At 41.6% G+C, this 24,414-nt stretch carries 23 protein-coding genes; 11 read left to right on the top strand and 12 right to left on the bottom strand.

What is annotated here, in order from left to right; genetic code table 11:
• The first annotated feature begins 9 nt into the window (after positions 1-9).
• The 5 genes from astA (at position 10) to HUS62_RS15025 (ending at position 5,776) form a co-directional block, all read left to right on the top strand.
• Complete coding sequence (astA, locus tag HUS62_RS15005; protein ID WP_175080165.1) at positions 10-1,044, top strand: arginine N-succinyltransferase; 1,035 nt, start codon at positions 10-12, stop codon at positions 1,042-1,044.
• Positions 1,045-1,062: 18 nt separating this feature from the next.
• Positions 1,063-2,535, top strand: coding sequence for a succinylglutamate-semialdehyde dehydrogenase (astD, locus tag HUS62_RS15010; protein WP_175080166.1), 1,473 nt, complete (start codon positions 1,063-1,065; stop codon positions 2,533-2,535).
• A gap of 40 nt (positions 2,536-2,575) precedes the next feature.
• The gene (locus tag HUS62_RS15015; protein WP_055021080.1) at positions 2,576-3,379 is read left to right on the top strand and encodes a DUF1338 domain-containing protein; all 804 of its coding nucleotides are present in this window, start codon (positions 2,576-2,578) and stop codon (positions 3,377-3,379) included.
• A gap of 29 nt (positions 3,380-3,408) precedes the next feature.
• A complete protein-coding gene (locus HUS62_RS15020; RefSeq protein WP_175080167.1) occupies positions 3,409-4,299 on the top strand; it encodes a transporter substrate-binding domain-containing protein in 891 nt (296 codons plus the stop codon).
• Positions 4,300-4,558: 259 nt separating this feature from the next.
• Positions 4,559-5,776, top strand: a complete 1,218-nt coding sequence (locus HUS62_RS15025; RefSeq protein ID WP_175080168.1) for a type III PLP-dependent enzyme — start codon at positions 4,559-4,561, stop codon at positions 5,774-5,776.
• A 90-nt stretch (positions 5,777-5,866) separates the two neighbouring features.
• Here the strand turns inward: HUS62_RS15025 and HUS62_RS15030 are convergent, their stop codons facing one another.
• Entirely contained in the window at positions 5,867-7,147 is a 1,281-nt protein-coding gene (locus HUS62_RS15030) for a flavohemoglobin expression-modulating QEGLA motif protein (RefSeq protein WP_058584118.1), read from the bottom strand.
• A 79-nt stretch (positions 7,148-7,226) separates the two neighbouring features.
• On the bottom strand, positions 7,227-8,093 hold the full coding sequence (locus HUS62_RS15035; protein ID WP_175080169.1) for a thioredoxin family protein: 867 nt from the start codon (positions 8,091-8,093) through the stop codon (positions 7,227-7,229).
• A 201-nt stretch (positions 8,094-8,294) separates the two neighbouring features.
• Here HUS62_RS15035 and HUS62_RS15040 point away from each other — a divergent pair, with 201 nt between their 5' ends.
• The 6 genes from HUS62_RS15040 to HUS62_RS15065 all read left to right on the top strand — a co-directional run bounded on the left by HUS62_RS15040 (position 8,295) and on the right by HUS62_RS15065 (position 13,961).
• Positions 8,295-8,555, top strand: coding sequence for a DUF3081 domain-containing protein (locus HUS62_RS15040; RefSeq protein WP_054554528.1), 261 nt, complete (start codon positions 8,295-8,297; stop codon positions 8,553-8,555).
• 7 nt (positions 8,556-8,562) lie between these two features.
• On the top strand, positions 8,563-8,862 hold the full coding sequence (locus tag HUS62_RS15045; protein WP_175080170.1) for a hypothetical protein: 300 nt from the start codon (positions 8,563-8,565) through the stop codon (positions 8,860-8,862).
• A 77-nt stretch (positions 8,863-8,939) separates the two neighbouring features.
• Entirely contained in the window at positions 8,940-10,535 is a 1,596-nt protein-coding gene (locus HUS62_RS15050) for an AbgT family transporter (protein WP_054562399.1), read from the top strand.
• A 112-nt stretch (positions 10,536-10,647) separates the two neighbouring features.
• A complete protein-coding gene (locus HUS62_RS15055; RefSeq protein ID WP_220095043.1) occupies positions 10,648-11,613 on the top strand; it encodes a Solitary outer membrane autotransporter beta-barrel domain in 966 nt (321 codons plus the stop codon).
• A gap of 73 nt (positions 11,614-11,686) precedes the next feature.
• Positions 11,687-13,423, top strand: a complete 1,737-nt coding sequence (locus HUS62_RS15060) for an amidohydrolase (protein ID WP_175080172.1) — start codon at positions 11,687-11,689, stop codon at positions 13,421-13,423.
• 19 nt (positions 13,424-13,442) lie between these two features.
• On the top strand, positions 13,443-13,961 hold the full coding sequence (locus tag HUS62_RS15065) for a protein tyrosine phosphatase family protein (protein ID WP_175080173.1): 519 nt from the start codon (positions 13,443-13,445) through the stop codon (positions 13,959-13,961).
• Positions 13,962-13,992: 31 nt separating this feature from the next.
• On the opposite strand, the gene HUS62_RS15070 is transcribed toward HUS62_RS15065, so the two are convergent.
• The 10 genes from HUS62_RS15070 to HUS62_RS15115 all read right to left on the bottom strand — a co-directional run bounded on the left by HUS62_RS15070 (position 13,993) and on the right by HUS62_RS15115 (position 24,413).
• The gene (locus HUS62_RS15070) at positions 13,993-16,239 is read right to left on the bottom strand and encodes a carbohydrate binding family 9 domain-containing protein (RefSeq protein WP_175080174.1); all 2,247 of its coding nucleotides are present in this window, start codon (positions 16,237-16,239) and stop codon (positions 13,993-13,995) included.
• A 209-nt stretch (positions 16,240-16,448) separates the two neighbouring features.
• Complete coding sequence (locus tag HUS62_RS15075) at positions 16,449-17,750, bottom strand: DEAD/DEAH box helicase (RefSeq protein WP_175080175.1); 1,302 nt, start codon at positions 17,748-17,750, stop codon at positions 16,449-16,451.
• 67 nt (positions 17,751-17,817) lie between these two features.
• Positions 17,818-18,249 carry an excinuclease ABC subunit A gene (locus HUS62_RS15080; RefSeq protein ID WP_175080176.1) on the bottom strand — a complete coding sequence of 144 codons (432 nt, stop codon included), beginning with the start codon at positions 18,247-18,249 and terminating at the stop codon, positions 17,818-17,820.
• Positions 18,250-19,080, bottom strand: a complete 831-nt coding sequence (locus HUS62_RS15085; protein WP_062565711.1) for a MipA/OmpV family protein — start codon at positions 19,078-19,080, stop codon at positions 18,250-18,252.
• A complete protein-coding gene (locus tag HUS62_RS15090) occupies positions 19,077-20,303 on the bottom strand; it encodes a beta-ketoacyl-ACP synthase (RefSeq protein ID WP_175080177.1) in 1,227 nt (408 codons plus the stop codon). Before HUS62_RS15090 ends, HUS62_RS15085 begins: the two co-directional genes overlap by 4 nt.
• Complete coding sequence (gene fabG / locus HUS62_RS15095) at positions 20,303-21,028, bottom strand: 3-oxoacyl-ACP reductase FabG (RefSeq protein ID WP_054562409.1); 726 nt, start codon at positions 21,026-21,028, stop codon at positions 20,303-20,305. Before fabG ends, HUS62_RS15090 begins: the two co-directional genes overlap by 1 nt.
• Positions 21,025-21,480, bottom strand: a complete 456-nt coding sequence (locus HUS62_RS15100) for a hotdog family protein (RefSeq protein ID WP_175080178.1) — start codon at positions 21,478-21,480, stop codon at positions 21,025-21,027. The genes fabG and HUS62_RS15100 overlap by 4 nt, the downstream gene beginning before the upstream one ends.
• Positions 21,467-22,630, bottom strand: a complete 1,164-nt coding sequence (locus HUS62_RS15105; RefSeq protein WP_175080179.1) for a beta-ketoacyl-ACP synthase — start codon at positions 22,628-22,630, stop codon at positions 21,467-21,469. The genes HUS62_RS15100 and HUS62_RS15105 overlap by 14 nt, the downstream gene beginning before the upstream one ends.
• A 2-nt stretch (positions 22,631-22,632) precedes the next feature.
• On the bottom strand, positions 22,633-23,184 hold the full coding sequence (locus HUS62_RS15110) for a DUF3261 domain-containing protein (protein WP_175080180.1): 552 nt from the start codon (positions 23,182-23,184) through the stop codon (positions 22,633-22,635).
• Positions 23,172-24,413 carry an NAD(P)/FAD-dependent oxidoreductase gene (locus tag HUS62_RS15115; RefSeq protein WP_175080181.1) on the bottom strand — a complete coding sequence of 414 codons (1,242 nt, stop codon included), beginning with the start codon at positions 24,411-24,413 and terminating at the stop codon, positions 23,172-23,174. The genes HUS62_RS15110 and HUS62_RS15115 overlap by 13 nt, the downstream gene beginning before the upstream one ends.
• Position 24,414 lies beyond the last annotated feature (1 nt).

The raw sequence follows: 24,414 nt of genomic DNA on the forward strand, positions 1-24,414 counted from the left end.
GTGCACTTAATGCAAGTATTACGTCCTATAACAGCAAATGATTTTGCTGCGTTAAAACAAATTGCTATTGAATCTGGTCATGGTTTTACCTCTTTACCGGTTGACGACAATTTACTACAAGAAAAAATTGAACGCGCTGAACGCAGTTTTGCAAAAGATATTAATAAACCACAAGACGAAACCTATTTATTTGTATTAGAAGACAGTGAAACGGGTGACGTTATCGGCACAACGGCTATCGAAGCTGCTGTAGGAATGTCGGTTCCTTTGTATCATTACCACCAAGGTAAAACTGTTCACCATTCACCTACTCTCAACGTATATAACACTGTTGATATTCTGAGTATGTGTAATGACTATACGGGTTGCTCTGAAATTTGTACCTTGTTCTTACGTGAGCAAAACCGCAAAGGCTTAACGGGTCGCTTTTTATCACGTTCTCGCTTTTTATTTATGGCCCAGCACAGCGAACGTTTTGCTGACACCATTATTGCAGAAATGCGCGGTGTAAGTGATGAAGACGGTCATTCACCTTTTTGGCAGTGGTTACAAGAACACTTTTTTAGCATTGAGTTCCCGCAAGCTGATCACTTAGTGGGTTTAGGCGATAAAGTTTTTATCAGCGAGTTAATGCCTAAGTACCCTATCTATGCCAACTTACTGAGCAAAAAAGCACAAGCTGTGATTGGTAAGGTTCATGAAAAAACCAAGCCTGCACTAAAACTTCTAGAAAAAGAAGGGTTTGAGCACCGTGGTTATGTTGACCTATTCGATGCAGGGCCAACTGTTGAAGCAAAGCTTGGCAATATTCGTAGTGTTCGTGAGTCACAAGTGTGCCCTATCACGATTGGTGAGCTTGCGCATATCAATGAGCAAAGCTCAGATACATTAGCTATCTGCAACCATGGTGTGAATGACTTTAGAGCCACATTTACCAAACATGCTCATTATAACCACGCCAAGCACACCTTAATCATCAGCCAAGAAGTGGCAGATGCACTTAAATTAAAACAAGGGGATGCAGCACGGTTCTTCCGTTTGTAACCACTTAAGGAGTTTAAAATGAGTGTCACAACTCAACTTATCGATAACCAATGGCAAGCTGGCCTTGGTCATGATTTTAGTTCAATCAACCCAAGTAATGGCGAGGTTGTTTGGCAAGGTAAAACAGCTACGGCTGAACAAGTCGCTGATGCAATAAAAGCAGCTCGTAGTGCGCAGCTGGGCTGGGCTGATATGACTCTTGAAGAGCGTATCGTTATTCTTGAAAACTTTGCTGCAGAGCTTAAAGAGCACAGCGAAGAGTTTGCAACGATCATCGCCCGTGAAACAGGTAAACCGCTTTGGGAAACACGTACTGAAGTAGGTGCAATGACGGGTAAAATCGCCATTTCAATCAGAGCCTATAACGAACGTACTGGGACCACAGAAAACCCAATGCCTGGCGCTAAAGCGTTTATTCGTCATAAGCCACATGGTGTTGTTGCGGTGTTTGGCCCATACAACTTCCCGGGTCACTTACCAAATGGCCATATTGTGCCAGCTATTTTAGCGGGTAATACAGTTGTATTTAAGCCATCAGAACTAACGCCTCATGTTGCTGAGTTCACCTTAAAACTTTGGCTAAAAGCAGGCTTACCAGCCGGTGTCATCAACCTTGTTCAAGGTGAAGTAGACACAGGTATTGCTCTTGCATCTCACCAAGATATTGATGGCTTATTCTTTACGGGTAGCTCAAATACAGGTCACCTATTGCATAAGCAATTTGCAGGTCACCCAGGTAAAATCTTAGCGCTGGAGATGGGTGGTAATAACCCACTGATCGTAAAAGATGTCGCAGATGTAAGTGCGGCTGTTCACGACATTATCCAGTCTGGTTTCATTACGTCTGGCCAACGTTGTACCTGTTCTCGTCGTTTATTCATTGAGAACTCGGCAAATGGCGATGCAATTTTAGAAAAATTAATTGCTTCAACAAAAAATATTAAAGTAGCCGACAGCTTCAGCGAAGATCAACCGTTCATGGGTGCAATGATCAGCGAAAAAGCGGCTTTAGGTATGGTTGCAGCTCAGCAGCAGTTACTTGATATGGGAGCAACCTCTCTTGTCGAACTTAAGCATCTTGAACCGGGTACTGGTTTTGTAAGCCCTGGTATTATTGATGTAACGGCCGTTAAAGATATGCCTGATGAAGAGCACTTTGGTCCTCTTATCAAGGTTTATCGCTACACAGATTTCGATAGCGCGATTAATGAAGCAAATAACACCTCATTTGGTTTATCTGCTGGTTTATTAAGTGATGATAGCGATGACTACCAGCATTTCTTAAAACGTATTCGTGCCGGTATTGTTAACTGGAACCGACCAATTACAGGCGCATCAAGCGCTGCACCGTTTGGTGGTATTGGTGCCAGTGGTAACCACAGAGCGAGCGCTTATTACGCTGCTGACTACTGTGCTTACCCTGTTGCTTCTGTTGAAGCCGATAAAGTTAACTTACCACAGTCCCTTGCGCCGGGCTTAATTATTGAATAATTGTTTGGCGGCCTCGCCGCCTTAATTGAAGGAATTAAACATGCACACAGATGTAAACGCCCTATTTGAAAACCTATGGGACAACTATTTATCAGTTACGCCATCGGCAGTAAAAGTACATGAGTTACTTGGCTCAACACAAAAAGATGACGTGATTAACGATCACATCGCACTGCGTACTTTTAACCATGAAAAAATCGGTTTAGAAAAACTAGCTGCGCACTTTTTAGCTGTTGGCTACAAAGAATGCGGCGAGTACCATTTCGAAGCGAAAAAACTATACGCAAAGCACTTCGAACATTCAGATCCTAAGCAACCTAAAGTTTTCATTTCTGAATTACTTGTTGAGCAATGCTCAGAAGAATTACAAGCTATCGTTAACGACATGGTTGAACAGATTGACGAAGACGCTGTAACAGCGGATAATTTCCTATATTCAGGTACACACTGGCAAGTAAGTTCAGACACTTACAAAAAGCTGCTAGCAGAAAGCGAATATGCTGCATGGATGTCAGCATGGGGTTACCGTGCTAATCACTTTACCGTGAGCATCAATGAATTGGCTAAATTCGATGATATCGAAAGTGTAAACCAAGCACTTAAAGATGCAGGTTTTGCGCTAAATACATCTGGCGGCGAGATCAAAGGTTCACCAGAAGTATTACTCGAGCAATCTTCGACTCTTGCTGATGACAGCGAAGTTGAATTTAGCGATGGTGTTGTTGCCGTTCCGAGTTGTTTTTATGAGTTCGCTCTGCGTTACGCAAAACCAGATGGCGAGCTATACACAGGTTTTGTGGCAGCATCAGCTGACAAAATTTTTGAGAGCACCAATGCTCGATAAGTAAGTTATATTTTAATACTCAGGTCATTATGAAAAAACTAGCGTTTAACTATCAAAAAAATCGTTTTTTTTATCAAATGGCTTGGGTATTTAACCTTCCTTTAGTACTTGTTGTAACATTTATTAGTATAACTGTTAAAGCCAATGAAAAGAGTGCTTTAACTATTCTAACTCCTTCCTATTTTGCAAATGAGTATGACGAAAAGAACATAAATCAACACTTTTATAAAGTGATTGAACCTGCGTTAAGTGATGAATTTCAGCTAAGTGTCCAATTCACTAATCACGCTCGGGTAATGAAACGCCTAGCAAGCGAAAAAACGAGTTGTACTTACAATGCGATTAAGACACCCGAACGAGCTAAAAACATGTTGTTTTCAAACGTGCCTACTTATATGCACATGCAAAGACAACTGTTCGCTTTAAAGCCGAATATCGACAACATTCCATCTTCTGCATCCGTTGAAAGCCTTTTAGCAAATAAACAAATTTTTGGTGTTATAGGCTCTACAAGCTACCAACAACTGGACCCTATTTTTGAAAAGCATAATACGAAAATAGCTCATATCTATGGTGAAAACCCGTTTCTACAATTAAGTAAGTTACTACTAAATCGTCGTATTGATTATATCGTTGCGTATCGAGAGTCTTTATATTCGCACCTAGACGCGAAGCAATTAAAGTTGATCAGCTCACGAACGATAAAAGAATACCCTCAATTTATTAATGGCTTTTTTACCTGCAGTAAAACCACGGCGGGTTATCGTGCCATTGCACTTATCGATGAATATATGAAAAGTGCAGAAATGGCTGCCTATATTCAGCAATTACACAACCAAAGTAATCACCCAGATGACGCAAAAGCCATGCTCAACATTTATACGCAAAGATATGGAATACGCTTCGAAAACAGTGACTAAGCCAACTCGATTTGCTGCACAAAAATAACTCGAAATATTATAAAAAAATACTTGCGCAAATAAAAAAGCAGATCTATTATCTCGCCGCTTCTTGATGATAGCCAATCCGAGTACATTACAAACACTGTTTGTAGCAAGGCGATAGAGCAACTATCCAAGAGTGTATTTGATTGCACAGAACATACTGTGCGCTTAATAACACTCAACTGACTCGGACTTCCATTTTTTCCGAGCAGTTGCTTAATTGCCGGAGAGTAAAATGGCTATTTCAACAATTACACAAGACTTAACAATCAAAGTACCTGCAGCGTCGGTTGCTGCAAACGAACCAGTAGCACAACCATCAAACCAATTTATTGAACAGCTCGTTGCACAACATGGTGCGCCATTAATGGTGCTTGATTGTGAATCAGTTCGTCATCAATACCGTGCATTAAGCCGTGCGTTACCAGGTGTTGTTTTACACTTTGCATTAAAGCCACTTCCTCATCCTGCGGTTGTTCGTACGCTTTTAGAAGAAGGTGCTAGCTTTGATTTAGCAACCAGCGGCGAAGTTGACTTAGTCGCCAGCCAAGGCGTACCAAGTGACCGTACGATTCACACGCACCCAATCAAACGTGATCGTGATATCCGTGATGCACTTGAATACGGTTGCAATGTGTTTGTGGTTGATAACATCAACGAATTAGAAAAGTTCATTGCATATAAAGACCAGGTTGAGTTACTTGTTCGCTTAAGTTTTCGTAATGCGGAAGCATTCGCTGATTTATCGAAAAAATTTGGTTGTAGCCCAGCAATGGCCATTGAAATCATTAGCTATGCGCAACAATTAGGTATTCGTATCAAAGGGTTGTCGTTCCATGTTGGCTCGCAAACAGCAAGCCCAGCTAAATATGTCACTGCCATTGCTGCATGTAACCAAGTGATTAACGACGTAGCCACATTAGGATTACCTGCGCTTAGTACGCTTGATATTGGCGGTGGTTTCCCAGTGCCTTACAACAAAGATGTGCTGCCAATTGATGAATTTTGTGCGCCTATTAATGATGCCTTAGCACAGTTACCAGAGACAGTTCGCGTAATTGCTGAACCAGGTCGCTTTATTGTAGCTAGTGCTGTAACCAGTGTTGCATCAGTAATGGGTCAAGTGGTACGTGATGGCAAGCCTTGGTACTATTTAGATGATGGAATTTACGGCTCATTCAGTGGTTTATTGTTCGATGAAGCCTCGTACCCTATCGACTCGTTCAAACAATCAAACGAACGTGTTGAGTCAGTGTTAGCAGGCCCGACTTGCGATAGCATCGACGTAGTAAGTGAGTCAATCATGCTACCAAAATTAAACAATGGTGATTTAATCATCAGCCGTATGATGGGTGCTTACACATTAGCAACCGCAACAGATTTTAACTTCTTCAAACGTGCAGAAGTTATCGTACTGAATGATGTAGTTCAGGTTGACGCACTCACCGGTTAATCGTTTCCTCGACTAAAAGCATGTAAGGCAACATGCTTTAACTCTTAAAATGCAGCTGCTCATTCCAGCTGCATTTTTTTATTTCTTTGTTTAAAGAAAGAGTGGTTTGTAATCGTTTTCTAATTGTTCAAACGACAAGTTACCAATAAAACGACCAAAGCTTAGCCAGGTTGCTAGGCCTCGTAAGTCTTTAAAGTGTGGTGGAATAAATTTAGGGTCTTCAATCACACCTAAATCATGTAATTGCGATATCAGTCTAAAATCATCAATTGAGATTTTACCGACCAATAACAAGTGCAATTGATCAATTCGACCTAACTGAATGGCAACTCGTATAAGGTTATACACCAACACGAAACCTTTGATGTAGGCGATATCTTTGGTAAAAGGTAAGCCTGTTGCTGTACTGCCTCTAAACACCCGCTGAGTAAGCGTATAACTGTCGTCTTTACTCAAACCTTGCGCTACATAATCACGATAAATATCAACGAACTCCGCGCCATCAATAACCTTAGTAATACCTTGAATACGGTTCACTAATTTTGCTAAACGTCGTGGCGTCGACTTTAAAGTAATAATTTCGGTTAAGACAGCAAGGCCCTCTTGGGTCACTGTAGAGCTCGGTGTGCCTTTACTTAAACAGGTTAAATAGGGCTGAGCAAGACCGTTTTGCGTCGTCCCCACATGGATCCAGCCTTCATGCACCTCTAGAATATCTAGCTCTCTTTGAGAGAATTTAACATCTTGATTAAGTTTAATATTATTTGCACCTGCCGCAGCATCACTCACAATACCGTCGCTCAGAATAACCTCAACATCGATACCCGGCATCGTTTGAGCCACTTGTGATGCTAGAATTTTCACGGCATCTTGTGCATCTATGTTTTTTGGATCATCCGGTAAAATATCCGCATCAAGCATACTCTTTAGCGGCTGCTCAAGCATGGTTGCAAGCTCAGAAAGTGAAGGCTCTCCTGCATGGAATAAATCCTTGGGATGACCGAACAACTCAACTGACAAATCATGAAACTCTGGGGTACCACGATATTCAATCATACTAAGTACGGTTTTATATTCAGTACACATCTTGCTCATGTATTGCGCAATAGGATTTAGCTGCCCTAACTGGCTGATGATATCGCGATTTAAATCAGAAAACGCGCGGCGCAACTCGCTTGGTACAAAACCAAGATCACGCTGTTGGTAATAGGCTTGATCAACCGTTGGGTTCTTTTGGCATTTATGCTTAAAAAACTCTTCTTTGATTTGTTTATCCCAGTTGATCGCATCAAGAATACGAATGGGTGTTTGCAATGCGATTAAACGGTCAGATAACTCGCGTGTTTTTGCTAATAATGCCTTATCTATCATGCTCTAGGCTCACTGTAAAATGAGCCTTGAGCATAGGCTAAATTTGCATAATAACAAAGTAAAATTAAGCGGTTTTGAGCTAAAATTCAGCGTGCTTAGAAACTAATTTTCCATCGTTGTAGAGAAGTAAACTGGGTACCGAATTAATACTATTTTCGATAAATAAATCATTACCATAATCGATTGAAACCGGCATGGTTACAGCGAATTTATCTACATATTCTTGCACTGCACTTTGATCAGTCCACAGCTGACTCACTTTAACCTCGACATTAACTCCTTGCTCTGCCAGCGTATTAACGTGTTGCTGCGCTAGTACACACTGTTTTGCCATTGCAGGGCGCGTGTCGGCTAAGTACCAGTCGCACCACGTAGCGGTGAACAGCACGGCTTTTTTACCTTTGTTCGGAATTACCAAAGGAGTCGCTTGGCCGTGCTTTTCGCCTAGTAAGCGCGCTTTATCAACTTTGCCATTGTGTGATAACAAACGTAATGTGTTATCAAGCGGTTTATCAGCTTCGTGGCCTTGAAAAATCACCTTTTTATCACTATCGATCAACACATGAAACGGGGTGCCCATAAATTCATAATGTTTAGCAACCTGGGCTGTGTGATCAGTAAATAGTGGCATAGTGAGCGAAAAGCGCTCTTTAACCTTAGCAACAGCGTGTGCATCATCATTAAGGTCAATATTAATAGCCAAAAATTGAATTTTATCGCCATACTGCTCATAAGCATGCTGAAAATGCGGCATTTGCTCCATACATGGCTTGCACCAAGTAGCCCAAAACTTTAAGTAAACAGGTTTCTTGCCTAAGTAACTGTCAAGTTTAACTATTTGCCCCGCTTCATTTTCTAACATCAGGGGAGCTGTATTTGCTGATATGCTTTTGCTTACAAGCAACAAGCCTGTTAGTAGTATCAGGGGTATAAACTTATATTTCATTGTGTGTCCCTCAAATAAAATCTATCTTAAGTTTAAGGTAAGAGAAAATATTGTAAATTTCCGACATCTGCTATCTAAATGTGATTTTAGTGATTTATCGCAAAGTAAGGTTTTAAAAACACACAGCACGTTTAATACCTGCATAAAATAGCACTAAACTTTTTATAGATCTGAAACGTATTACTTCAAAAAGGAGTCATCATGAAAAATGAGCTAGACGGTAAATTAATTCTATCTGTGTATGAAAAAATCATTCAACACGGCGAAGATCATGAAGATGGAAAGCTTTATGAGGGTATTTGCGCTTTTTCGGATATCGATGGTTATACGGTATATCTAAAAGGCAGTGGTGTGTTACTGCGCTTTGGCTTTCATAATACCTATCACCTTGACTATCAACATGAAAAGAACAAAGAAGACTTTTTAAAGAAAGTGCTTTATATCGCAGAACAGGAACTGTAGAGAAGTAATGAAACGACGGGTGAAAGCTGAATCAAATCAACAGCAGGCATTTATCAACCAAGTTATTAATGAACTAAAATCTAACCCAGGTAAGTTAGATATTATTCGCGAAAACCTTAGCTACTATCGCGAACAACAGTTCCTCAAGCGTGGCTTTTTGCTTGCTATTGAGCGTTTTGATTGGGTATTTGAAGCAAGTAACGATGTAGATCATATCTGTGCGCAAATTTTAGCCGATGATTACATTGGCAAACGTTTGCGCCGCTACCCCTTGCTATATAAGGGCGTATTGGAACGTACCTATTAGATATCCCACCGCTAAAACATGATCTGTCCGGTAAAAAATGCTAGGTTAGCGCCATTTTGAAATAATGAGAACTGGACATGTCAAAAACTATAAACTCTCACAACACCCATGAGGGTGGTAATAATGGGTTGTTTAACCGATTTTTAGCCACTGTTGAATTTTTGGGTAATATGCTCCCCCACCCTATCACTTTATTTGCAATGTTCTGCGTTGCCATTATAGTTTTTAGCGGCATTGCCGATTGGTATGGTTTAAGTGCTATTGACCCACGCCCTGAAGGCGCTGCAGGTCGAGACCCTGATGGGGTTATTGAAGTTGTCAGCCTACTTAGCGCCGAAGGCCTTCAGCGCATCGTTACTGGCCTTGTTACGAACTTCACCAGTTTTGCACCACTTGGTACAGTACTGGTTGCTCTATTAGGTGTTAGTGTTGCAGAGCACTCTGGTTTACTCTCTGCTGCTATGCGCGGCATGGTAATGGGCGCATCAAAGCGTTTAGTTACTTTTATGGTGGTGTTTGCTGCGATTTTATCAAATACGGCATCAGAACTTGGCTACGTCGTACTAATCCCATTAGCAGCAATGATATTCCACAGTCTTGGTCGTCACCCTCTTGCCGGTCTTGCTGCGGCATTTGCTGGTGTTTCAGGTGGTTACAGTGCAAACTTATTGCTCGGCACCATTGACCCGCTACTTGCTGGTATCACCACACCTGCAGCACAAATGATTGATCCAAATTACCAAGTTGGCGCTGAAGCAAACTGGTATTTCATGATGATTTCAGTATTTCTAATCGCGACTCTAGGTACGTTAGTTACAGAGAAAATCGTTGAACCTCGTCTTGGCAAGTACAACCCAGATGAAGCAAGCAATGATTTGCCAAAGAACGACATTGCAGGGCTTACTGATAAAGAAAAGTCAGGTCTTAAGTGGGCAGGTGTTTCTCTGTTAGTGGTTTCATTATTACTTGCTTGGACAATTGTTCCTGAAGACGGCATTTTGCGTAACCCAGAAACAGGCCTTGTTGCACATTCACCATTTTTAAAAGGCATTGTGGTCTTTATCTTTGTAACTTTTGGTATTCCAGGTTTTGTTTACGGCCGCGTTGTTGGCACCATGAAAAACGATAAAGATGTCATCGATGCCATGAGTAAAAGCATGAGCTCGATGGGGATGTATATTGTGCTGGTTTTCTTTGCAGCACAGTTCGTTGCTTTCTTTAAATGGACCAACCTAGGCACAATTTTAGCTATTAACGGCGCCGCTCTGTTACAAGCATTAAACCTTACTGGCCCAGAAGTATTTGTGCTCTTCATTTTAATGTGTGCTTTAGTAAACTTAAGCTTGGGCTCTTCATCTGCACAATGGGCTGTAACGGCGCCTATCTTCGTGCCAATGTTAATGCTCATCGGCTATGCGCCAGAGACTATTCAAGCGGCGTACCGAATTGGTGACTCGGTAACTAACCTTATCACCCCAATGATGAGTTACTTTGGCTTGATACTGGCTGTTGCCACTAAGTATAAGAAAGACATGGGTATTGGTACATTGGTTGCGACCATGCTTCCATACAGCATGATCTTCTTTGTTGGTTGGGTTGCATTATTCTACTTATGGGTATTTGTTCTGGGCTTCCCAGTTGGCCCTGAATCACCGATTTACTATCAGCCTTAATCTTCTTAGAGAGGTAAAAAGCCAAGCATTAGCTTGGCTTTTTTGTACCTGAGATTGTTGAAAGCTAACTTTACGACTATTATTAAGACATTAATTTTTATTGTTATTTTATATGAAAAAGCTATTTAAGCTGTGGTTTCTATTGCACGCATTAAGTGTATTTAATTTATATGCCAATCCAACTAAGCAACTTGAAACTGCATTTGCAACGTCGTTAGTTTTAACGGATGGGGACAGTATTACTTTGGGGTTTGGTGATTTTGATCCGCAAACACTGTTTGACCCGCAACATGCCAACAAAGATGAAGACAGTATCGCGCTTAGAAAAAAACTCAGACTCTACAGTATTCCTTATACTTGGCAGCTTGATGAGCCAATTTATCAACACAAACTAAGTTTGGCCAGCAGGGTAAGCTATTTAAATCAATCAGATTTCATTTCGCTATTTGATAATGTGACTGACGACTATATTTCAGAAACTGTATATAACGGCATGATCGGCTTTAATGCCGAAAAAGCACTTGGCTCGAAATGGTCATATCAATTTGGCTTTAATACTCACTACTTACATTACAACAATGACTATGAGTATAACTCTCCCGAGTCTAGGCGTAACTTTAAGCCTTTAGCTGAAAATCTTTACACCAACCTCAACAGTAATGCGCTGGTGTTAAACCCAAATGCGACCATGATCTATCGCTTACCTAGGCATTGGGGCTATTACGAGTACAAGCTTAACTTCAATTACTACTATGGATGGGCACTCTCTCACCCTGATGGAATAAATAATGCAGCACCTGAAACATGGCGCACACTTAATGGTATTAAAGCTAAATTTAACATGTTCAAAATCGGGGTTTTTGAGCAAGCTTTCTACATTAAAGGCCAGCGTATCGATTTAGGCGGCGATAGTCGCGTAGCATTTGGGACCGATCACTTTTATGAATATGGTATCGGCTTATTATGGGACAGTAGAAAGTGGACGTCATGGTTTGACAACTTTGGCATTGGTATCAACATTCACAACGGTAGTAGCCTCGATGGCGCTGCTATTGTCTTGTACTTTAACGAAATTTAATACTATTTTTTAAAGACAAAAATTTTAAACAGACTATATTCTTAGACATAGTTAAAATTCATGGAAGATTTATATGAAACATCACCTCGCAATTGCTTGTTCATTATTTGCCTTAACGGCTTGTGATAATCCCCCTGAACAAACAGCTAAAACCCTACCTCTGCAAGTGAGTGCTGCAGATGCTATTTATTATGGTGGCGATATTCTTACGATGGCTGGCGATGAACCAGAATATGCACAAGCAATTGCAACGCAAGGTGAAAAAATCATTTTTGTTGGTGATAAAAACCAAGCACTGGAGCATAAGTTTGGCAAAACAAAGCTGATTAATTTGCAAGGAAAAACCTTAATGCCAGGCTTTGTTGATGGCCATAGCCATGTCTATGGTGTTGGTTTGCAAGCCATGGTAGCCAATGTATTACCTAGTCCAGATGGTGATGCCAATACCGTTGAGCAAATCGTTAATATTCTCACAGCCGCACAAAATAACCCTGACTACACTACATTTATTGAAAAAACGGGTGCTATTTTAGGCTTTGGTTACGATGATGCTGAGCTTGATAGGTACCCGACTAAAATGGACCTAGACCGTGTTAGTATAGAAAAGCCAGTCATCATCATTCATACCTCAGGACACTTAAGTGTTGCTAACAGTAAAGCCTTAGCCATGGCCGGCATCGACGAAAACACCGGTAACCCTAAAGGCGGGCTAATTCGTCGTATGGCGAACTCACAAGAACCCAATGGGGTGCTCGAAGAAAACGCGCACTTTGGTTTACTGTTTAAACTCATGCAGTCGTTTGATCCTGACTTACAAGATTTAATGCTGCAAGAAGGGCAAAAACTCTACACAAAATACGGCTACACCACAGCACAAGAAGGCCGAGCAACTCAAGAAGCCTATGATTCAATGGTAAGGGCATCCAAAGCGGATAAATTTGTCATTGATGTGGTTGCCTATGCCGATATGGCCACCAGCAGCAGTTTTATGGACTCACCCTATAACACTAAAAACTACACGAATCATTTTCGTATTGGTGGTGTAAAACTTAACTTTGATGGCTCACCACAAGGAAAAACCGCCTGGTTATCTCACCCATACTTAAAAGCACCTGAAGGCCAAGAGCAAGGCTATGCAGGCTACCCTACTTTTAATGATGAACAAGCCTATCAGTATATTGATACTGCCTTTGCCAATGACTGGCAAGTGATGACTCATGCAAATGGTGATGCCGCTATTGAGCAATTTTTAAATGCTGTTGAAAATGCTAATAACAAGCTTGGTAAAAAAGACCGCCGTCCCGTACTTATTCATGGGCAAACAATTCGTCAAGATCAGGTAAACCGTCTTAAAGAATTAGGCATATTTCCATCGCTCTTCCCAATGCATACCTTTTATTGGGGCGACTGGCATGTAAATTCGGTGCTTGGTCACCCCCGTGCCGATTTTATTTCGCCCACTCATGCGGTTCTCGAACAAGGATTAATGTTTAGCACCCATCATGATGCACCAGTGGCCTTGCCAAACGCACTACGTGTATTAGATGCAACGGTTAACCGTACGACTCGTACAGATCAGGTACTAGGCCCAGATCAACGCGTTTCTGTGTATACTGCATTACAAGCAATGACGACATGGCCTGCGTATCAACACTTTGAAGAAAGCTCAAAAGGGCAATTAAAACAAGGGATGCAAGCAGATTTAATTATCCTTGATAACAACCCGTTGAAAATCAAGCCTGCAGAGCTACATAACTTACAAGTGCTAGAAACCATTAGCCGTGGTGAAACCGTCTACAGCAAAAATTAAACACTTTTCAAGGAGTAACATGAATAAGTTTATACAATTAGCCTGTGCTGCGCTGCTGTCATTTTCAGCATTAGCAGCACAAACAGCTGCTACGCAACTGGATATTTTGAATCTTAAGGCCCAATCTAAGCATGTGCTAACTTCAGGTCAGCCAAGTCAAACCGATTTTGCCAAGCTAAAACAACTTGGTGTTGAGAACATCATCAACCTTCGCGGTGATAACGAAACAAATTGGTCTGAGCAAGAGTTAGTCACTGAGCTTGGTATGAACTATTACCATATCCCTGTGCAATCTAAAGCTGATATTACCATTGAAAATGCTACGAAACTTCAGGCTTTGCTCAATGAGCACCAACAGCAAACCACCTTACTTCACTGCGCGAGCAGCAACCGTGTTGGCGCTCTTGTTGCGCTATACAATGCTATAACCTTGAAAAAGCCAATTGATGAAGCTGTCGAGATTGGTAAGCAATGGGGCTTAAAAAGCCTTGAAGGCGTGGTAAGAAGTAAAGTAAACGAAGAAGTTGGTCAGCTATAAGCTGACCAACTATGTATTATTTTTGCTTAAGCTAAAGCTGCCATGCATAGCTTAGCTTAGTGAAGAAGGTACGCTGATCACGCTCAAGATTCTTCAACGAATCATCTTGGTAGCCTTTATCAGAATAACCTAAATAAAACAGTGTCTGTGAGTTAATCTTGTACGAGTACACTAGCTGACTACCATAATCGCGGTTAGTACGGCTTACATCAAATCGATAAGCTTCGTTGTTCCGATCGACATCTTCAAACTGCAAAACGAGTTTCAGCATTGAGCGCATATTAAATTTATAATATACGCGTAGATCCGTTAAGTTTGCAGTATAAACACGTTCATTTTGCTGGTTATCTAGATAGCTGTAGCTGTGCTCTAGTTGCACCTGCCAATGATCGTTTATATCCCATGTCATCTCAGGTTCAATGCGAACCATAGTACCTAAAGCTGCATTACTGTAATCAATTTTACTGCCATATTGAGCATACAATAAAAAGCTAATGTCACGAATGGGTCTAAAACCGCCGTAGATATAACCTATGTTTTGATTAAAAAACTCGCCGGCATAAAACTCATTACGATGAATAAAGCCAATTTCTGTTTGCGACTGCATCTTACCTTTAAAGGTAAAAAAGCCATCGTATTCTTCTTCGAGTAGCTCGCCATTTTGCGCCCATGTTTTATCCCACTCAACATTGTAGCTGTACTCTGTGATTGCATCATCAGCATCAAGATACCAAGTTTGTCCACCGCCTAGTTGTACTTGCTCGTAATCAACTTTAGCTTGATAACCCAAATCTGAGCGGTATTCTTTACCTATATTTTCGTAATTAGCATAGACTTCGTAATCACGCTTAGTTCTTGTAAATTCAATGGCATAAGCTTGATCTGATTGATTTTTATCAATGCCATAATAATCAACTAAAAATTCTGAGTTAGTAGTATCTGTGCTTGCTACTTGATACTGCAAACTATCTGATTGATTAAACCAGTAACTACCATCTAAAGATAACACCGTATTATGATAATCATCATTTTCACGGTGAGTGCTCATCACACCAATTGTGCCTTTTTGGCCAATATCAAACTGATAGCGCCCTGCTACGGCTTGCGTTTTATCTGCTAGATTAGCAAAGCCAGAACCTTGATTCGTCGGAAGTAAGACACTGGTATTCTGATCGTCAGCGTACATAAAACCATAGCTGTGCGCGCCGGTTTTACCTGTTAACTTTAAACCCACATCAGGTTCAGCAATCATTCGCGTATATAAAAGCTCTAGTTGGCTGGTATCAAAATAAGAGGCGCCATCTAAAAAGAATGGACGCTTTTCAGCATAATAAATTGAGTAAGTAGTATTTACATCAAGTTCAAGTGAATCTGCCTCGACCTGCGAAAAGTCAGGATTAATGGTGGCATTAATAACCGCATCTTGCGTCACCCCCCAACGTAAGTCCATGCCCGCTTCAGTATCAATATCACCATTTTGCCAATCACCCGGCACTGTGTCTTTGGTATCATGGCGAAGCGCAGTTAAAGTTGGCGTAAGCTGAATGTTTTGGCTTTCTGTCATGTTGGCAAAGCCTGTGAGTTTATCAAACTGGCAAAAGCTACATTTCACATCTCGGTCAAAACCAACATTCGACATTTGATAATACACATCACGCGGATAATTTCGCCAAACTGCAAAACTCCACGTTAACTCTGTTTGACCTTTTGGAAAACGAAGTGCAGTGAATGGAATACGCATTTCAACCACATAACCGTCGTCGGTAATTTGCCCTGCACTGTCCCAAATGGCATCCCATGATGGATCTTCCACCCAATCATCAATATCAGTCATGCGCATATCGCCTTGCGCACCAAGAGGGTTTACATAAAACTCATAGCCGGTTCGTTCATCATTGAAGGTATCAATCATCAAGGCAACATTGTCGTCTTGCCAAAGCGTATCACGATCTCGAAGGGCGGCACGAATTTGCGAAGGGTCATTATCTTTTGCAATAAAACCAACATACAAGTATTTACCATCTTCATACATGTAAGCATCGGTTTGTACGAGCGGCGTGCCTTTTTCGGTTGGCTCATTCTGATATTTTAATGGTACTTTTGTGGCGTATTGCCAATGCGACTCATCCATCACACCATCAACGCTAATAGACTCTTTAATATGGGCAAGGGAGAACTCTGCTTTATCAAATGCATTGGCAGAAAAAGGCACACTAGCAACACTAAGTAAAAAAGTAGGGGCGATTATTTTATTTATTATTCTTTTTAAGTACTGCATAAACATCCATTTAGACACTGACGCGCTAGAAACGCTACTTGACTGATTTCAAAGCGATTGTAATTCAGTAAGGTACATTTGTTAATCTAATTTTCAGCTTTATGTCATAAAATTTAACAAAATACTCCATTTGTACTAATAAAAGAGCCAAAAAAGCCCCATTGCCAAACAGCAATGGGGCTTTTTCATACGTTTGTTATCGAAATCTATTACTTTTTAAGGCTTAATTTATTGCCCTTCAAAGATTTGCGAACATTTGCGATTCGTGAACGGTTCTTTGCACGCGCTTCACCCGTTGCCTGACCCGAAGCCTTATTTGTACGGCTACGACGTAAATGCGACGGCTTTTTACTAATTTTATCAATCAGTACTTCACGGCTGCTTACTTCGTAACCTGGTAAAACAACACGCTTGATGCGCTGTCCGATTAGCTTTTCGATATCGAATAAAGTGTTTTCTTCTTCACGGCTCACAAACGAAATTGCTTGACCCGGCTTACCAGCACGACCTGTACGGCCGATACGATGCACGTAGTCTTCTGCAAGCCAAGGTAGATCGATGTTGATCACACGTGGCAACCCTTCAATATCAATACCACGAGCAGCTACTTCGGTAGCGACTAGTACGCGAACTTTACCTTCTTTAAACTCGCGTAAAGCGCGGCGGCGGTTACCTTGGGTTTTATCACCATGACAAACAACAGCAGGAATCCCGTCAAGATTAAGCTCTTTTACAAGCTCATCAGCGGTTTCTTTCATGTTTACGAAAACAAGTACCTGCTGCCAGTTTTTCTTACCAATCAATTCAGATAAAAGCTCTTGCTTACGGCGCTCTTCAACTGGATAAACAACATGTTGCACTGTTTCTGCAGTACTGTTTGTTTGATCTACACGAATGATTTCAGGCTGCTTTAGTACTTTACTCGCAAATTGTTTAATTGCCGCCGGGAAAGTGGCAGAGAACAATAAGATTTGACGCGCTTCATCACAACCATTAATAACAGTTTGCATATCGTTGATAAAGCCCATGTCTAGCATACGGTCAGCTTCATCAAGCACTAAATGCTTAACATTAGCTAGGCTGATGTTACCTAAACGTAGATGATCAAGTAAGCGCCCTGGCGTTGCAACCACGATGTCGACACCTGCTTTCAAATCGTTAGCTTGACCCGCTAGATTAATACCACCAAACAAGCACACTGTTTTGAGTTCGGTGTATTTTGCAAACGCTTTAAAATTATTAGCAATTTGCTCAGCTAATTCGCGGGTAGGTGCAAGCACTAAAGCACTTGGTGCATTATTTTCACTAACCGCTGATTCTGATAATTTTTGGATAAGTGGTAAAGCAAATGCAGCGGTTTTACCCGTGCCTGTTTGCGCACTAACAAGTACGTCTTTGCCTTTTCTTACCGCAGGAATTGCACTACGTTGAACGGGAGTAAGCGTTTCGAAATTAAGCTCTTCTAATGCCTGTAAAAGCTCAGAAGAAAAACTAAATGATTTAAAATTCATGCTGTATAACCTGCGGCCATCATATCAAGGGTCGCAAATTATACAGAAAAAAAATGACTTTAGTTAGTTATAACTTAACTAAAGTGCCTTTTAATGCCACGCCAGCAACAAATGTGCCCGCACCACATTGATATTCTGTTTGGCTAACGAACTCACGTTTTTTGTAGTACGACTGAATATTTACAACTGCATTCATGCCTTCACGAACAGCACGCTCTTGTAATGCTTTTAAAGCACTAAGCATTACCCACTCACACGCTTCTCGGTCAGTTTTATTAAATGCGTTGGTTTTCTTGTTGGTGATCACTTCACCATAATTGGTTTTAATGCTGTTATGACTTTGATCAGCAAAATACAGCGGAATATCTAACAGCGCTTGTTTAGCTTTGGTAGTTTCAAGTAATGCTTGTACAGGTAGCGTTTGTAAATCATCACGTGCAAAACTGTTTGTTGAAAACAAACAAGCTGCTAAAACACATGCAAGGGTCAATAACTTCATTTAAAAATTCCTTCTATAAAATTTCCATGCAACACCAAAACCAACCGAAACATTATAATCTTGCTTAACGAGTGGGCTTGCATCTTGTTGACTGTTAGCAAGGTGATGATATTTAACAAAACCACCTAACCAATACTTTGGTGTGTCAAAATGTACCCCAATTGATACATCAGCGCCAGAAAAACCTGAACGACTTGAGTATGCTTGGCGAGTTTCATTGCTATGTAAGTCACTCACTCCATAGTAATAATCAAGGTATTTATCGCTAGCAAAGTTGATATTGCCACGAAACGCTAATGAAAATTGTGAATCCGCCTTTTCGATGATCGGCACTCGATAATACACACTTGGCCCATAACGCCAGCCAATATCATCAATACCAGAGAAATCTGTCGCAATGGCTTTGCGTGCAAACAGGCTTAAATACAAATGCTGTTTAGCGTTTGGTTCACCTATTAGGTAGTAATTAAGTGAAGGCCCTAATTCAAACACCCAATCTAGATCATCCATACCTTCTCGGGCTTTGTTGTCTTCACTGTCAACTGCAAGACCTACGTTGGCAGATAAATCTAAATGGAGATTTTCTTGTTGCCACAAAAAGCCAGTGAAGTTATTACGGTCGATGGCCATTTTATCGCTTTGATAACGAAAATAAGGCACAGGCAATAGGTATTGCTCACTTTCATCTGAACCTAAATAATGCGGGATATCTGCATAAAAAAGGCCTGCACCGAACTCCATTTTTGCAGTGCCCTTTTCTACACTGTCTTCTGCAGCATAAGCATTAAAAGTTAGAATAAATAAAATACTTATGATGCAGCGCTTGATCATGCTTGCCACTTTTTAAAAATTAACGAGGTATTGATGCCACCAAACGCAAAATTATTACTCATAATGTAATCTGTTTGCATTTCACGGCCATTGCCCTTGATATAATCTAAATCAGCACACTCAGGATCGACATCCGTTAAATTGATAGTAGGTGCAAACCAACCATCATTCATCATATTGATACTTGCCCATGCCTCAATGGCGCCACACGCTCCTAAGGTATGACCTAAATAACTCTTTAATGAGCTAATAGGTTTCTTGCCAAGGGCATTGAAAGTCGCCTGAGACTCCGCAATATCACCCCGATCTGTTGACGTACCATGAGCATTCACATAGCCAATTTGGTCGGCAGTAAGCTGTGCATCATTAAGTGCCATTTCGATAGCCACTTGCATAGTTTCTGCGGTAGGTTGCGTCACATGTTGACCATCTGAGTTACAACCAAAACCGACGAGCTCCGCATAAATGGTCGCTCCGCGGGCTAGGGCATGCTCATACTCTTCTAAAATGAGTGTGCCTGCACCTTCACCAATAACCAGACCATCACGATTTTGATCAAATGGTCGTGGCGTGCTTTTGGCAGCATCATTTTTTGTGCTGGTCGCGTATAAGGTGTCAAATACCGCAGCTTCTGTAATGCATAACTCTTCTGCGCCACCAGCCACCATGGCTTTTTGTCGACCATACTTAATCGCTTCATAAGCATAACCAATACCTTGCGAGCCTGATGTACACGCAGAGCTGGTAGTGATCACCCGACCTTTTAAGCCAAAAAAGACACCCACATTCACAGGCGCTGTATGCGCCATCATCTGGATGTAACTGGTGGCCGTTACGCCTGTCATTTCGCCGGTTTCCATCATTTTTGCAAAAGCCAATAATGGTGGCGTTGACCCCGTTGATGAGCCAAAAGCAATACCTGTAGAGCCGTCGGTTAGACTTGAGTGCTCTAATAGCCCAGCTTCTTCTAAAGCAAGCTCTGTAGTACGGGTCGACATCATAGCAACACGCCCCATTGAGCGAACTTGTTTACGCTTATAGTGGCTTGGTTTACTAAAATGAGTAACAGGTGCTGCTAGTCGAGTGTTTAATTCTGGCGCCACATCCCAGTCAGTCATGTACTGAACGGCATTTTCACCTTTTTGCAAAGCGGTTTTAAATTCACCCCAGGTATCACCTAATGCAGTAATGGCAGACATGCCTGTAACAACAACACGCTTCATTACACCATACCGCCATTCACAGAAATAACTTGGCGGGTGATATACGCGGCGTCATCGGAACACAAGAACGACACAGTACCCGCGACTTCACTAACCGAACCCATACGTTTTAATGGGATCATTTTTAGCATTTCATCAACCGGTAAATCGTCTGTCATTTCAGTTTCGATTAACCCTGGAGCTACGCAGTTAACGGTGATCTTACGTTTTGCAAGCTCAAGCGAAAGCGCTTTGGTCGCACCAATAATGCCCGCTTTAGCGGCACTGTAGTTAACTTGTCCGCGATTACCGGCAATCCCTGACACTGACGCCATAGTGACAATACGGCCACCTTTACGACCTTGCACCATTGGCATCACCGTTGGATGCACCACATTATAAAAACCGTCGAGGCCAGTACGGATCACTTTATCCCAGTCATCACCTTGCATCGCAGGGAACGCCATATCATTTGTGATACCTGCATTACAGATCACCCCATAATACGCACCGTGCTCGGCAATATCAGCTTCAATTTGTTGTTTTGCAAGCTCTCTATCGCAAACATCAAATTGCAATAAGCTAGCATGACGACCAAGCGCACTGATTTCTTCACAGGTTTGCTCTGCTTCAGCCACACCACTGCGACAATGAACAGCAATATCAAAGCCATCGTTAGCTAATCTAAGTGCGATTGCTTTGCCAATACCACGGCTTGAGCCGGTGACTAAAATACGTTTTGTCATTGATTTTCTCTTATAAACTGCATTGGGTCTTGTGGTTGAAAAACATTAATTTTTGCTTCAGCTAAGCATGTTTCATCGCTATGTATTTGACACTCAAATACACTTAACCCTGATTCTTCTTGATATAATTTTGTCACCGATACTTTAAGCGTTTGCTCGTTTTTAAATACCGGCGCATAGGTTCTATATTTGCGCGTACCAATTAAAAAACCGATTTGTACTTCATTTCCTTTGTCTTTTGCCAGCGCACCAGCATACGCTGCGATAGTTTGCGCCATATATTCACAGCCAATATAACTGGCAACGCCATTTAAGCTCTCGTCATAAAACGGGCTGTGTGAACGTATATCCACTTCACAACAACCTGACTCTTCGCTGTAATTGGATAGGCGATTGAGCAATATCATTGGTTCGCTATGAGGGACTACTTGCTCAATTTTATAGTGATTCATTTAGATGTCCTAGTACTACACTGACATTATTGCCACCAAAGGCAAACGAATTTGATAAACAAGTGTTAATTTCTGCCGTTTCTGGTTGTGTTATTAAACCAATCTCAGCCAAAGAGTCGTCTGTTTCGACCTTATTACATACTAATTGATTAAAATCTGGGTAAGCCAAATAGAGCCAACATAATCCCGCTTCTAAAGCCCCTGCTGCGCCTAGGGTATGGCCGGTCAAATGTTTAGAAGAGCTCACTTTAGTATCTTTGCCAAATACTTCACTGATTGCCAGAGATTCCATGGCATCATTTTGCGGTGTGGCTGTTCCATGAGCATTAATGTAGTCGATATCTGAAGGCGTTAAATTCGCGTCTTGCAACGCCGTTGTCATAGCAGCAATTGCGCCAGAACCGTCTGCAATCGGTGCTGAAATATGGTGGGCGTCGGAGCTTTCACCACCACCTAAAAAGGCAATACTTTGTTTTGTATGCTGCTCTTTACTCATAACAAATAATGCTGCGGCTTCACCAATATTAATGCCTGCTCTGTCGCCACTAAACGGCTTACAAATTTCATCGCTAATAGAAGATAACGAATCAAAGCCATTGATAGTGAGTTGGCACAAGCTATCTACCCCACCACAAATTACCACATCGGCTAAATCGGCACTGAGTAAGGCGCGCGCACTAATAAGCGCCTTGGCACTTGAACTACACGCAGTTGAAATACTGTAACTTGGCCCCTTCGCAGCGAGTTTTTTGGCAATATAATTGGCGGGTGCGACGAGCGCTTGGTCGTAATAATCAAACTCCTCTGGCCACTTTCCCTTAGCTGCATGCGCTTTTCGGCCTCTCTCACCTTCTTGAATTGCAGCAGTACTAGTACCAATCACCACAGCAATACGGCTGCTCGGAATGTTTATGCTTGCTAAAGTGTCAGCAATTTGCGCCAGCGCTAAATCGATTAGCTGATAAAATCGCATTGATGCTGTTAATGGCAGTTCATTAACCAACCCCACAAAAGTTGGGCGCTGCTCAAATGCAAGCGACGTCACCTCTGTGAGTGTTTGTTTAGGTTGTAAGCTGATACTTTGCATTGTTTGTTGATGACCAACCCCCAATGCACTAACAATACCTAAGTCGTTAAGCCAAAATGGCATAATCAATTAACCCTTTGAAATTTAATTTTGTAATCTCGCTGAAAGTTTACAAGTTCTGTTGCACCGTCTAAATAGCGAATTTCACTAATTAACTGTTCACCTTGATATAAACGCCGTGTCGAGCCTTGTTCAACCAAGTTCAAACCATAAAGTTGCGAGTTCAGCACAGTAACCGGCCAGTGTACTAGCATGATATCAGCAAGAATATAGCGAGGATCAACCGCGTTGATAGGGAGCATTTTTTCGCTTTTAATCGGCCCTAGTGGCGCTTTTTCTAACTGAAATATCGGCATACCTTGAGCCGTCATAACAGCCAAGTTAATACCCGTTTCACTGTTTAAACTAAGCTGCGCTAGTAATGTATGCTGCTCATCGCCATGGTGTACTTCAAGTACTTGCTGCCAATTATCGGCAACTAATGACGGCGGTGGATCAAGCAAATAAATCCCTGCATTTGGCGCTAAATCAACACCCTTTTTTACTGCAAATTCACTGGCACAACTTGCCACTAATATGCTCAAGGTTAAAAGCAAAGAGCGTGTTAGTCGCGACATAATTCAACCAACGTATTTAAGCGTTTGTTGCTTTGTTTTACAAATGGGTTTTGTAAGTCCCATGCATAACCCGCAAGAATAGCACTGATCATCTCGCGCACTTGTTGGTTTTTCTCACTGTAAAAAATCACGTCTTGAAAAGAGCCATCATACCAAGCACTGACGTAGGTTCTAAAGCAATTAACCCCTTGTTGCAAAGGCTCACTGTAATCGTTTTTGAAATCAACTTGCTCACCACGTAAGTAGCTATCAACTAAAGGAGCGACCAATGAGGCTGATTTTAATGCAATCGTCACCCCAGATGAAAATACCGGATCTAAAAACTCACCAGCATTACCAAGTAGTGCAAAATGCTCACCATACAAGCTCGACACATTAGCCGAATAGCCTTTGATAGCGTGCGCTTCACCAATTACTTCACGGTTGGCTAATAACTCACTTAAATAGCTATCTTGTTCAATAAATTCATTTAAACCAGCGAGTGGTTGTTTATCCTCAAGCTGCTCTGGTTTACCAACAACACCAATGCTTGCCGTACCATCACTAAATGGGATCAACCAATACCAAATATCTTTATGCTCTGGATGAACATTAATTAAGATTTTTTCGCGGTCAAACTGTGTATCGCTAATATTATCTTTAAAATGGCTGAAAAAAGCCCAACGTACAGGGAAATTTGATGCTGACTCTAAATCAAGTAAGCGAGGTAATACCCTACCAAAACCACTGGCATCAAGGACAAAACCCCCTTTAATTTGATAGCCTTGCTGGTTTTCATCCGTAACATCAAGTAAAGCGCCATCCTCACAATTGGTAAACGCTAACACGCTATGTTGGTATCGTATTTCAGCCCCTTGCTGCATGGCACCATCGGCTAAGCATTTATCAAAGTCAGCGCGTTTTACCTGAAAAGTCGTGCCAGGGCCTTCGCTAAATTTCTCAGTAAAATCGATTGCTGTGTGGTCGCCCCGACGCTGAAACGCCGCACCATTTTTAAACTGAAAACCAAGCGATTGTGCCTTTGTTTGCACCGCTTGCTCAAGACCTGCTTCTGCTAAAAAGCTCATGCACTGGGGTAATAAACTTTCACCAATCGAAAAGCGCGGAAAGGTTTGCTGCTCTAACACCACTACATGCCAACCTTTTTTTACTAGTAAACTGGCAGCCACAGCACCTGAAGGGCCAGCACCAATAATAACAACATCAGCCTGTTGAACTTGATTATTCACC

This window comes from Pseudoalteromonas sp. 0303, assembly GCF_013349995.1.
Taxonomy (GTDB): Bacteria; Pseudomonadota; Gammaproteobacteria; order Enterobacterales; family Alteromonadaceae; genus Pseudoalteromonas.

Excerpts from the sequence above, each read along its gene's own strand:
- astA (WP_175080165.1), top strand. The coding sequence starts at position 10 with ATGCAAGTATTACGTCCTATAACAGCAAATGATTTTGCTGCGTTAAAA.
- astD (WP_175080166.1), top strand. The coding sequence starts at position 1,063 with ATGAGTGTCACAACTCAACTTATCGATAACCAATGGCAAGCTGGCCTT.
- HUS62_RS15015 (WP_055021080.1), top strand. The coding sequence starts at position 2,576 with ATGCACACAGATGTAAACGCCCTATTTGAAAACCTATGGGACAACTAT.
- HUS62_RS15020 (WP_175080167.1), top strand. The coding sequence starts at position 3,409 with ATGAAAAAACTAGCGTTTAACTATCAAAAAAATCGTTTTTTTTATCAA.
- HUS62_RS15025 (WP_175080168.1), top strand. The coding sequence starts at position 4,559 with ATGGCTATTTCAACAATTACACAAGACTTAACAATCAAAGTACCTGCA.
- HUS62_RS15030 (WP_058584118.1), bottom strand. The coding sequence starts at position 7,147 with ATGATAGATAAGGCATTATTAGCAAAAACACGCGAGTTATCTGACCGT.
- HUS62_RS15035 (WP_175080169.1), bottom strand. The coding sequence starts at position 8,093 with ATGAAATATAAGTTTATACCCCTGATACTACTAACAGGCTTGTTGCTT.
- HUS62_RS15040 (WP_054554528.1), top strand. The coding sequence starts at position 8,295 with ATGAAAAATGAGCTAGACGGTAAATTAATTCTATCTGTGTATGAAAAA.
- HUS62_RS15045 (WP_175080170.1), top strand. The coding sequence starts at position 8,563 with ATGAAACGACGGGTGAAAGCTGAATCAAATCAACAGCAGGCATTTATC.
- HUS62_RS15050 (WP_054562399.1), top strand. The coding sequence starts at position 8,940 with ATGTCAAAAACTATAAACTCTCACAACACCCATGAGGGTGGTAATAAT.
- HUS62_RS15055 (WP_220095043.1), top strand. The coding sequence starts at position 10,648 with ATGAAAAAGCTATTTAAGCTGTGGTTTCTATTGCACGCATTAAGTGTA.
- HUS62_RS15060 (WP_175080172.1), top strand. The coding sequence starts at position 11,687 with ATGAAACATCACCTCGCAATTGCTTGTTCATTATTTGCCTTAACGGCT.
- HUS62_RS15065 (WP_175080173.1), top strand. The coding sequence starts at position 13,443 with ATGAATAAGTTTATACAATTAGCCTGTGCTGCGCTGCTGTCATTTTCA.
- HUS62_RS15070 (WP_175080174.1), bottom strand. The coding sequence starts at position 16,239 with ATGCAGTACTTAAAAAGAATAATAAATAAAATAATCGCCCCTACTTTT.
- HUS62_RS15075 (WP_175080175.1), bottom strand. The coding sequence starts at position 17,750 with ATGAATTTTAAATCATTTAGTTTTTCTTCTGAGCTTTTACAGGCATTA.
- HUS62_RS15080 (WP_175080176.1), bottom strand. The coding sequence starts at position 18,249 with ATGAAGTTATTGACCCTTGCATGTGTTTTAGCAGCTTGTTTGTTTTCA.
- HUS62_RS15085 (WP_062565711.1), bottom strand. The coding sequence starts at position 19,080 with ATGATCAAGCGCTGCATCATAAGTATTTTATTTATTCTAACTTTTAAT.
- HUS62_RS15090 (WP_175080177.1), bottom strand. The coding sequence starts at position 20,303 with ATGAAGCGTGTTGTTGTTACAGGCATGTCTGCCATTACTGCATTAGGT.
- fabG (WP_054562409.1), bottom strand. The coding sequence starts at position 21,028 with ATGACAAAACGTATTTTAGTCACCGGCTCAAGCCGTGGTATTGGCAAA.
- HUS62_RS15100 (WP_175080178.1), bottom strand. The coding sequence starts at position 21,480 with ATGAATCACTATAAAATTGAGCAAGTAGTCCCTCATAGCGAACCAATG.
- HUS62_RS15105 (WP_175080179.1), bottom strand. The coding sequence starts at position 22,630 with ATGCCATTTTGGCTTAACGACTTAGGTATTGTTAGTGCATTGGGGGTT.
- HUS62_RS15110 (WP_175080180.1), bottom strand. The coding sequence starts at position 23,184 with ATGTCGCGACTAACACGCTCTTTGCTTTTAACCTTGAGCATATTAGTG.